The 10278-nt window shown below is 74.8% G+C and carries 8 protein-coding genes; 5 read left to right on the top strand and 3 right to left on the bottom strand.

The annotated features are described in order from the left end of the window. The first annotated feature begins 9 nt into the window (after nucleotides 1-9). Nucleotides 10-1146, top strand: a complete 1137-nt coding sequence (locus ACFV3E_RS11370) for an XdhC family protein (protein ID WP_500534444.1) — start codon at nucleotides 10-12, stop codon at nucleotides 1144-1146. Between the two features lie 724 nt (nucleotides 1147-1870). Here ACFV3E_RS11370 and ACFV3E_RS11375 read toward each other — a convergent pair. Beyond that, nucleotides 1871-4528, bottom strand: coding sequence for a SpoIIE family protein phosphatase (locus ACFV3E_RS11375; protein WP_500534445.1), 2658 nt, complete (start codon nucleotides 4526-4528; stop codon nucleotides 1871-1873). A gap of 75 nt (nucleotides 4529-4603) precedes the next feature. On the opposite strand from ACFV3E_RS11375, the gene ACFV3E_RS11380 reads away from it, so the two are divergent. Further along, complete coding sequence (locus ACFV3E_RS11380; RefSeq protein WP_500534446.1) at nucleotides 4604-5713, top strand: winged helix DNA-binding domain-containing protein; 1110 nt, start codon at nucleotides 4604-4606, stop codon at nucleotides 5711-5713. Between the two features lie 93 nt (nucleotides 5714-5806). On the opposite strand, the gene ACFV3E_RS11385 is transcribed toward ACFV3E_RS11380, so the two are convergent. Beyond that, nucleotides 5807-6367, bottom strand: a complete 561-nt coding sequence (locus tag ACFV3E_RS11385) for an NADPH-dependent FMN reductase (protein WP_500534447.1) — start codon at nucleotides 6365-6367, stop codon at nucleotides 5807-5809. 119 nt (nucleotides 6368-6486) lie between these two features. Here ACFV3E_RS11385 and ACFV3E_RS11390 point away from each other — a divergent pair, with 119 nt between their 5' ends. Together ACFV3E_RS11390 and ACFV3E_RS11395 are read left to right on the top strand one after the other, a co-directional pair. After that, the gene (locus ACFV3E_RS11390) at nucleotides 6487-6993 is read left to right on the top strand and encodes a MarR family winged helix-turn-helix transcriptional regulator (protein ID WP_500534448.1); all 507 of its coding nucleotides are present in this window, start codon (nucleotides 6487-6489) and stop codon (nucleotides 6991-6993) included. Between the two features lie 120 nt (nucleotides 6994-7113). Then, complete coding sequence (locus ACFV3E_RS11395) at nucleotides 7114-8571, top strand: dihydrolipoyl dehydrogenase family protein (protein WP_500534449.1); 1458 nt, start codon at nucleotides 7114-7116, stop codon at nucleotides 8569-8571. Nucleotides 8572-8652: 81 nt separating this feature from the next. Here ACFV3E_RS11395 and ACFV3E_RS11400 read toward each other — a convergent pair whose 3' ends face one another. Next, the gene (locus ACFV3E_RS11400) at nucleotides 8653-9561 is read right to left on the bottom strand and encodes an SGNH/GDSL hydrolase family protein (RefSeq protein ID WP_500534450.1); all 909 of its coding nucleotides are present in this window, start codon (nucleotides 9559-9561) and stop codon (nucleotides 8653-8655) included. A gap of 310 nt (nucleotides 9562-9871) precedes the next feature. Between ACFV3E_RS11400 and ACFV3E_RS11405 the strand changes: the two genes are divergently transcribed. Further along, complete coding sequence (locus ACFV3E_RS11405) at nucleotides 9872-10189, top strand: hypothetical protein (RefSeq protein WP_500534451.1); 318 nt, start codon at nucleotides 9872-9874, stop codon at nucleotides 10187-10189. Nucleotides 10190-10278 lie beyond the last annotated feature (89 nt).

Genomic DNA, 10278 nt, shown 5'->3' on the forward strand with positions numbered 1-10278 from the left:
GTCCCCGCCATGCTGGACATCGCCGACGAACTCGACCGCTGGTCCGCCCAGGGCAAGCCGTTCGCCGTCGCGACCGTCGTCACGGTCGGCGGCAGCGCGCCCCGGCAGCCCGGCGCCGCGCTCGCCGTCGACGCCGAGGGCACCGCGGTCGGCAGCGTGTCCGGCGGGTGCGTGGAAGGCGCCGTCTACGAGCTCTGCCAGGAGGTGCTGGAGACCGGCGAGCCGGTCCTCCAGCGCTTCGGGTACTCCGACGACGACGCCTTCGCCGTGGGGCTGACCTGCGGCGGCGTCATCGACATCTTCGTCCAGCGGATCGTGCCCGGGGCACAGCCGCAGCTCGCCGCGGCACTGGCCGCCGCCTCCCGCGGGGAGGCGGCGGCCGTGGCCAGGGTCGTGGCGGGCCCCGCCGGCCTGCCCGGCCGCACCCTCCTGGTGCGCCCCGACGGATCGTACGAGGGCACCCTCGGCGACCCGGAACTGGACCGCACCGCCGCGGCCGAGGCCCACGCCCTGCTGGACGCGGGCCGCACCGCCACCGTCGGCATCGGCGTGGACGGCAGCCGCTGCGGCGAGCCGCTCACCCTGCTGGTCGAGTCCGGTACCCCGCCGCCGCGCCTGCTGGTGTTCGGGGCGATCGACTTCGCCGCCGCCCTGGTGCGGGTCGGCACGTTCCTCGGCTACCGGGTGACGGTCTGCGACGCGCGCCCGGTCTTCGCGACCGCCCGGCGCTTCCCGGAGGCCGACGAGGTCGTCGTCGACTGGCCGCACCGCTACCTCGAGCGCACCCCGGTGGACGGCCGCACCGTCGTCTGCGTCCTCACCCACGACGTCAAGTTCGACGTACCGCTGCTGGAGCGGGCCCTGCGCATGCCCGTCGCCTACGTCGGCGCGATGGGTTCGCGGCGCACCCACGAGCAGCGCCTGGCCCGGCTGCGCGAGACGGGCCTCGGCGCGTCCGAACTGGCCCGGCTGCACAGCCCGATCGGGCTCGACCTCGGCGCCCGCACGCCCGAGGAGACCGCGCTGTCCATCGCCGCGGAGATCGTGGCCCACCGCCACGGGGGGACGGGGCGTCCGCTTCGGGGCGTGGACGCCCCGATCCACGGTGCGCGCCCTGCGCGCCCTGCGGGGCTGTGCGGGGTGTGAGGGTGCGGTCCGTTGCTGTGTGCGGGTCGTTCGCGCCTGCGGGCGGCTGCGCCGGGCGGCCCGGCGGTTGTGTGCGGGTGCGTTGCGCCTGCGCGCGGCTGCGCCGGGCGGCCCGGCGGTTGTGTGCGGGTGCGTTGCGCCTGCGGCGGGCGGTTTCTCCCCCACCCTCCCTCCCGATTGCCCGGCGCGGTCAGTGACCGCCTCGCTGCGTGCGTTGTGGGGTCGGTGCCGCGCCGGGGTACCTCCTCGGCGCTCGCGGCGCTGCCCCACGTCATACGGCGCCGCACGCACCGCTCGTCGCCTGCGGGGGCACCCCGCCACACCCCCTCCGGTCGTGTGGGCGGCTGACGGCCGGACGGGGTCGGAGAGCGGTCCGGGGTTGCCGCAAGTGCCTTACTCACCCCCCACCGGCCGTCATGCGCCGCGACAACGGGAGGGGGTGTGGCGGGGTGCGCCCATGGGGGTCCCCCCGGCCGAAGGCTGGGGGAGACGAGCGGCGAACCCGGCGCCCAATGATGTGGACGCAAACCGCGAGCGCTGTGGGGGTCCCCCCGGCCGAAGGCTGGGGGAGTGCGCCGGCGCGGCCCCGACCTCACGCCAACGGAGCGCAGGCCCGCACTGACCGCGCCGGGCAATCGGGCGGGCGGGCGGGGGAGAAACCGCAACAGCAACAAACGCGGCGTCGCACACAACCACCGGGCCCAACAGAACGCACCCCGGGGGGCTACCGCAGCTGCTGCTCGGCCCAGATCACTTTGCCCTCGGCGGTGTAGCGCGTGCCCCAGCGCTCGGCGAACTGCGAGACGAGGAACAGCCCCCGCCCGCCCTCGTCCGTCGCGGCCGCGTAGCGCAGGTGGGGGGAGGTGCTGCCGGCGTCGGAGACCTCGCAGATCAGCGACTGGTCGAGGATCAGGCGGAACTGGATGGGCTCGGCCCCGTAGCGGATGGCGTTGGTGATGAGTTCGCTCAGCAGCAGCTCGGTGGTGAAGGACAGCTCCTCCAGGCCCCAGGCGGCCAGCTGCCGTTGGACCGCGGCGCGCACCACGGAGACCGCGGCGGGGTCGCCGGGCAGGACCCGCGTGCGGGCGACGAGGAGCGCGATGTCGTCGCCGGGCCGGGCGGGCAGCATGGTCTCGAGGACGTCCCGGCAGGTCTGCTCGGGGTCGCGGCCGGCCCGGGACAGGGAACGGCGCAGGAGCTCCAGGCCCTCGTCGATGTCCCGGTCGCGGTCCTCGACCAGGCCGTCGGTGTACAGCACCAGGCTGCTGCCCTCGGGCAGTGTCAGTTCCACGGCCTCGAAGGGCAGTCCGCCCAGGCCCAGTGGCGGCCCGGCCGGTACGTCGGGGAACTCCACGGTCCCGTCGGGGTGCACGACCGCGGGGAGCAGGTGCCCGGCGCGGGCCATCGCGCAGGTGCCCGTCACCGGGTCGTAGACGGCGTACAGACAGGTCGCGCCCGCGACGGTGGTGCCCGCGGGGGCGGCGCCGTCGCCGGCGGGCCCGGAGTCGTTCTGGTCGATCCGGCCGACCAACTCGTCCAGGTGCCCGAGCAGTTCGTCGGGCGGCAGGTCCAGGGTGCTGAAGTTGTGCACCGCGGTGCGCAGCCGGCCCATCGTGGCGGCCGCGTGCAGTCCGTGGCCCACGACGTCGCCCACCACCAGGGCCACCCGCGCCCCGGGCAGCGGCAGCACGTCGAACCAGTCGCCGCCCACCCCCGCCTGCGCGGGCAGGTAGCGGTAGGCCGCGTCCAGGGCGGTCAGCCGGGGCAGTTCCCGCGGCAGCAGGCTGTGCTGCAGGGTGACCGCCATCGTGTGCTCGCGGGTGTAGCGGCGGGCGTTGTCGATGCACACCGCGGCCCGCGCCGCCAGTTCCTCGGCGAGTGTGAGGTCCTCCTCGTCGAAGGGCTCCGGGGCCTGCGAGCGCCAGAAGTTGGCCATCCCCAGGAGCACGCCGCGAGCGCTCAGCGGGGCGCAGATCAGCGAGTGGATGCCGAAGCCGACGACCCGCGCGCTGCGCTGCGGGTCCTGCGCCTGCCAGCCGGGGGAGTCCGCGAGCCGGGGCTCCAGGACGGCCCGGCCGCCGGCGATGCCGGCCGCCTGGGGGCTGGAGGGCACGAAAAGCAGCGGGTGCCCCGCGGGGTACAGCGGGTGGTCGTCGCGGATGCCGTTCACCGCGACGCGGCGCATCTCCACCGAGGGGCCCGTCAGCGGCTCATCGCCGCGCAGCACCCGTACCGCGAGGTCCACGGTGACGTAGTCGGCGAAGCGCGGTACCGAGACCTGCGCCAGTTCCTCGGCGGTCCTGGTGATGTCCAAGGTGGTGCCGATGCCCATGCTCGCGTCGTACAGCAGCCGCAGGCGGGTCCTGGCGGTCTCGGCGCGGCCGGACAGCGCCCGCAGCTCGGTGGCGTCGCGCAGGGTCGCCACGCTGCCCGGCGGGCCGCCGTTGCGGTCGGTGTGGCGGTTGTTGAGCACCAGCAGCCGGTCGCCGGCCGGCAGCACCTCGTCGGTGGCGTCGCGGCCGGAGGCCAGCAGTTCGCAGGCCCGCTCGTCGAGCCCGAGCCCGGTGACGGGCCGGCCCTCCGCGTCGGCGGGCAGCTCCAGCAGACGTCGTGCCTCGTCGTTGGCGAGCAGCAGCCGCCGGTCGCCGTCGAGGATGAGGACGCCCTCGCGCACCGCGTGCAGCACGGCGGCGTGGTGCTCGTACATGCGCGTCATCTCGACCGGGCCGAGGCCCCTGGTCTGCCGGGTGAGCCGTCTGGCGATCAGCCAGGTGCCGCCGGTGGCCAGGGCCAGCACCGCGGCCGCGACGCCCAGCATGACCGGCAATTGGTCGTTGACCGCGCCGCTGACCTTGGCGATGGTGATGCCCGAGGACACCATGCCGACGACCTTGCCCCGGTCGTCGAGGACCGGCACGTTCGCCTGAACCAGCGGGCCGATGGTTCCGACGATGTTCTCGGTGACCATCCGGCCGTGCAGGACCGGTCCGATGTCCCCGACGAACTTCTTGCCGATGCGGTCGGGCTTGGGGTGGGTGTAGCGGATCCCCTGCCGGTCCGTCACCACGATGAAGTCCACCCCGGACAGCCGCCGGGCCCGTTCGGCCTCCGGCTGCAGGACCGCCGTCGGGTCGGGGGACTCCAGCGCCGCCACGATGCCCGGCGAGCTCGCGAAGGTGGTGGCCACCGCCACCGACCGGTTGCGGGCCTCCTGCTGGCTGTCGTGCCGTGCCTGGACGACGAGTTCGACGACCGCCGCGGCGACCAGCAGCACCACGACCACGACCTGCAGCAGGAAGACCTGTCCCGCCACGCTGCGTCCGGCCAGCAGCGCTCGCGGCCCCCGCTCCCTGGAGGCGCGGTGATCGCTCGGCCCGGCCATAGGCCATGTCTACACTCCCGGGCACGGCCGGGGCGACAGTTACCCCCGAGTTCTTCCGGGCCGTACGGTGTCCGCATGCGCAGGACGACACCGGGGACCGTACTGGGCCGCCGTACGCTCAACCGGGCCTTGCTGGACCGGCAGTTGCTGCTGGAGCGGTCGGGGATGGGCCCGCTGGAGGCGGTCGGGCACCTGGTGGGCCTTCAGTCCCAGGCCCCGCACGCGGCGTACGCCGCGCTGTGGACCCGGCTCGACGGCTTCGCCTTCGGCGACCTTTCCCGTCTGCTGCTGGACCGCGCGGTCGTCCGGATCGCGCTGCTGCGCGGTACCGTCCACCTGGTCACCGCGGACGACGCCCTGCGGCTGCGACCGGTGCTGCAGCCGCTGCTGGACCGGCAGATCGCCCAGGGCACCTGGGGCCCGGGGGTGCGCGGCGTGGACCGCGACGAGGCCGTCGCCGCCTGCCGGGCGCTGGTCGAGGAAGAGCCGCGCACCCCGGGCGAGCTGCGCGACCTGCTCGGCCCGCGCTGGCCGGACGCCGATCCCGCCTCCCTGGTCAACGCGCTGCGCAACTGGCTGCCGCTGGTGCAGGTGCCGCCGCGCGGCGTCTGGGGGGCGTCCGGACGGACCGCGTACACCACGGCCGGGTCCTGGCTCGGGCGTCCCCCCGCCGCGGCCTCCGACCCCCGGACGCTGGTGCGCCGCTACCTGGCGGCCTTCGGCCCCGCCTCCGTCGCCGACGCGCAGAAGTGGTCGGGGCTCACCGGGCTGCGGGAGGTCTTCGCCTCGATGGAGCTGCGCGGCTACCGCGACGAGGACGGCCGGGTGCTCTACGACGACCCCGACGCCGGGCCGCTGCCCGACCCGGACCTGCCGGTGGGCGCCCGCTTCGTCGCCGACTTCGACAACCTCGTGCTCTCCCATGCGGACCGCTCACGGATCCTCGCCCGGGAGCACGTCCGCCGGGTGATGACGGCCAACGGCATCGTCCGCGGCACGGTCCTCGTCGACGGCTTCGTGGCCGGCACCTGGAGCACCGACCGGGCGCGTGGCTCCGCCGTCGTCACGGTGGCGTCGTTCGCGCCGCTCGCGGCCGCCGGCCGCGACGCGCTGGAGGCCGAGGGCAGGCGGCTGCTCGCCGCCTCCGACCCGGAGGCGGACCACCACGACGTGCGCTTCGCCTGACCGGGGCGGGCAGCACGCGGGGGCCGGGCGGAGGATCGCTCCGCTCGGCCCCTGTGCTCGCGTGCCCTGCCCGGTCGCCTGACCGGTACGGGGTCAGCCGCGCAGCGGCGCCAGGGCGCGGCTCCACTCCAGGACCTCGTCGATCAGGGTCGACAGGCTCGCGGCCTGGTGCTCGCCGGGGGCGAACTCGCTGAAGTTGACGAAGTCGGTGAAGAGGGAGAGCGCGACCTGGCTGCGCACGTCCGCCATCTTCAGCTCGCCGGCGATCAGCCGCAGGTGCTCGGCGGCGCGGGCGCCGCCCACGGAGCCGTAGGACACGACGCCGAGCGCCTTGTGGTTCCACTCGGCGTGCAGGTAGTCGATGGCGTTCTTGAGCACGCCCGAGGTGGAGTGGTTGTACTCCGGGGTGACGAAGATGAAGCCGTCGAAGCTCGCGATCTTGGCGGCCCACTCCTTGGTGTGGGCGTTCTGGTACTGGCCCATGGCCGGCGGGATCGGCTCGTCGAGGTGGGGGAGCGGGTAGTCGGCGAGGTCCACGAGCTCGAAGGTGGCGTCGCCGGCGTGCTTGGCGGCCTGCTCGACGACCCAGTGGGCGACCTTCTCGCCGTTCCGGCCGGGGCGGGTGCTGCCGAGGATGATGCCGATCCTGGTCATGAGGCGTGATTCCCGATCTGTGCGGTGCTGGGGGTACGAATTGAAGCTTCAACTTGAAGCTTCAAGTGCACTGTAACAGATCAGCTTGAAGCTTCAAGCGGTCCGATAGCCTGGGGAGCATGACGAAGAACACAGCGGTACCGCCCGCCCCCGCCGCGATGGAGCCGCGCTGGCTGCAGGGCGGCGAGCTGGCCGCGTGGATGTCGATGGCCCGGGTCATGGCCCGGCTCCTGCCGGCCCTGGAGCGCGAGCTGGAGCGCGACGCGGACCTGAACTGGATGGAGTACCACGTCCTCGCGATGCTCTCCGAGCAGGAGCGGCACACCATCAGGATGAGCGTGCTCGCGGACCGCGCGAGCTCCTCCCTGTCGCGGCTGTCGCACGTGGTGCGACGCCTGGAGCACCAGGGCTTCGTCCGCCGCGAGCCGGACCCCGGGGACGGCCGCTACACCCTGGCGATCCTCACACCCGAGGGGTACGAGAAGCTCGTGGCCTCCGCGCCCGTCCACGTGGAGACGGTGCGCCGGATGGTCCTGGACCCGCTGGACCCGGGTGAGCTGGAGAGCCTCAAGCCCGTCTTCGACCGCATCTACGCCGCCGTCGACGCCGCCGACCGCGGCCGCTGACGTGGAGAGGGGTCGCTGCGGGCGGGGCGGGGGGGGCCCCCCCCCCGCCCCCGCGCCCCCCCCCCCCGCCCCGGCCCGCCCGCGACCCGGTCCCCCACCGGCCCCCTCCGGATGCGAGGTATGCACTCCCACGAAACCCGGGAATACGACGTCGTCGTCATCGGCGGCGGACCGGTAGGCGAGAACGTCGCCGACCGGACGAGCGCCGCCGGACTGGCCACGGTGCTGGTGGAGGGCGAACTGCTCGGCGGCGAGTGCTCGTACTGGGCGTGCGAACCGAGCAAGGCGCTGCTGCGGCCCGTGGTGGCACGGGCCGACGCCCGCCGCATACCCGGTCTGAGGGGCGCGGTCGAGGGACCGCTGGACGTGGCCGCGGTCCTCGCCCACCGCGACCGGCTCTCCGCCCACTGGAAGGACGACGACCAGGTCGAGTGGCTGGACTCCGTCTCCGTCGACCTGGTGCGCGGCCACGGCCGCCTGGACGGACCGCGGCAGGTCGTGGTGGACACGCCGGACGGCGGGACGGTCCGCCTGACCGCGCGGCACGCCGTCGTCGTCGCCACCGGGACCACGGCGCTGCTCCCGGATCTGCCGGGGCTCGCCGAGGTGCGTCCCTGGACCAACCGCGAGGCGACGAGCGCCCACGAGGTACCGGGCCGTCTGGTGGTGGTCGGGGGCGGCGTCGTCGCCGTCGAGATGGCCACCGCGTGGCGGGCGCTCGGTTCCGAGGTGACCGTGCTGGTCCGGGGGAACGGCGGACTGCTCGCCCGCATGGAGCCGTTCGCCGGGGAGATGGTCGCCGAGGCCCTGCGCGAGGCCGGTGTGGACGTGCGGTTCGGCGCCTCCGTGACCGCCGTGGCGCGTGAGGACGGCCCGGACGGTCCCGTCCGCGTCACGCTGGCGGACGGCGGGACGCTGGTCGCCGACGAGATCCTCTTCGCGACCGGACGCGCCCCCCGCACCGCTGACATCGGCCTGGAGACGGTCGGCCTGGCCCCCGGCGACTGGCTGCCCGTGGACGACACGTTCCGGGTGACGGCCGTCGCCGACGGCTGGCTGTACGCGGCGGGCGACGTCAACCACCGCGCCCTGATGACGCACCAGGGGAAGTACCAGGCCCGTATCGCGGGAGCGGTGATCGGAGCACGGGCCAAGGGCGAGCCCGTGGACGACCGCAGGTGGGGCGCGCACGTCGCGACCGCCGACAACCACGCCGTGCCGCAGGTGGTGTTCACCGACCCGGAGGTCGCCTCCGTCGGCCTGACGACCCGTGAGGCGGAGGCCGCGGGGCGCCGGGTGGACGTCGTGGACTACGACATCGGGCGTCTCGCCGGGGCCGTGCAGTACGCCGAGGACTACCGGGGCAAGGCCCGCGTCCTGATCGACCCGGACCGCGGCACGGTCGTCGGCGTCACCTTCGTGGGCCCGGGAGTGCAGGAGCTGCTCTACTCGGCGACCGTCGCCGTCGCCGGTGAGATCCCGGTGGACCGGCTGTGGCACGCCGTCCCCGCCTTCCCGACGATCAGCGAGGTCTGGCTGCGCGTCCTGGAGACCTACCGGGACATGCGGGCGGCCTGACGGCGCGTCATGCGGCGAGGGCCCGCCTTCCCGAGGGGAGGCGGGTCCTCGGTCACCGCACGGGTTCAGCGCCGACCGGGGTCAGCGGTGATGACGGGTGACGACCCGGTGCACGGCGCCGGCCATGGCCGCCTCGCCCTGGGCGTTGGGATGCGCCGGTGCCGCCGGGGTCGCGGGGGCGAGCGACTCGATCCAGCGCGTGCCCGTCGGCGCGCACATGTCGTGCCCGATGGTCGGGGTGTAGGTGTCGGCGTAGCGCGCGCCCGCCTTGCGCGCCTGGGTGGCCAGCATGGCGTTGAGCGCCTTCTCCGTGTCGCGCAGGTAGGAGAAGTCACCGGCCGCGAAGGGCACCGTGGCGCTGGTGCAGGCCGATCCGTCGTCAGGGAACAGGTCCGGGTACCCGACCACCACGACGCGGGCGTGGGGCGCGCGCCGGTGGATGTCTCGGATGACGGTGGCGACCTTGGGCGCGGTCTGCGCGACGCGCTCCGCGAGCTGGTCGTGGCCGCCCGAGGTGAAGTGGGCGCGGCAGGGGGCCCCGGTGGGGTCGGCGGACGTCACGCCGGCGCAGGTGGCGATGACGCTGCTGAAGCCGATGTCGTTGCCGCCGATGCTGAGCGTGACCAGGTCCGTGCCGCGCTTGAGGGCGGCGAGCTGCGCCGGTGCGGCGCCCTGGGGCGCGGTCATCTCCGCCGTGGTCGCCCCCGAGCAGCTGACGTCGGTGAGGCGGGCGTTCTCGCCCGCCGCGACGAGCGAGGGGTAGTTGTGGCTCGACCGCAGGCACGTCGGGTCGACCTGGTCGGGGATCAGCGGGCCGGACGCGTAGGAGTCGCCGAGCGCGACGTAGTCCCGTCCACCGCCCCCGTGACCGGCCGGCGACGCGCCGGCGGTCCCTGCTCCGAAGCCCAGCAGCGTCACCATGCCCGTCAGGGCGGCAGCACCGAGTGCGACCCCGCGACGGGTGCCGGGCCGGGTCAGTGTTCTCTTCATCTGTGTCCGTTCGTCGTGGTTCCTGGCCGTCCGGGCCGCCGGACGAGGCGGCCCCCGGCTGCGCAGCGCTTGCCGCGGCGGCATCACGCCGCGCCCTCGCAAGCTACTTGCTGCGCCAAGCAAGTAGATCATCGCGCCTTCGGGAGACGCAAACGCCGGTGCCCGGCGGTGCCGCCGGCCGGGCATAGCAGACCGGGGGAGGGTCATCAAGCCCCGCGATCACGGGGCGTGACAGCGCCTTCCGTCGCCTGTCTGCTGGGTGGCGGGGCAGCACCCGAGACGACGGCCCCGCCACGACGAGGTGATCTCCATGAACACGGACGACCCCGCACAGCTCCACGGCGCGCGCCGCAAGGACCGGAGCGCCCGCCCTCCCCACCGGCCGCGCCCACCAGGGCTGTTCGTTTGCGTGCGCGCGCCGTGGACCGGGGTCGTCATCGTCGCGGGGCCCTACGCGGTGCTCGTGGTCCTCGGCGCACCCTGGACGTTCGCCTGCCTGGTCGTGGCCTGTCCGGTCCTGGGCGTGCTGGTGGTGCGCGCCGGCGGCCTCCTCGGCCGGGCCCGCAGGCGCGGCACCGCGCGCAAGCCCGTACGGGACTGCGCGGGACCCCCGCCCGCGCCGGCCTGAAGCCCGGCGCGGCAGCACGGGCAGGGGCGGGAGGGGGGGCCCGCCCCCGCCCCCCCCCCCGCCCGCCCCCCCCCCCGCCCAGAGGGGAA

Source organism: Streptomyces sp. NPDC059718 (genome assembly GCF_042733315.1).
In the GTDB taxonomy this organism is placed as follows: Bacteria; Actinomycetota; Actinomycetes; order Streptomycetales; family Streptomycetaceae; genus Actinacidiphila.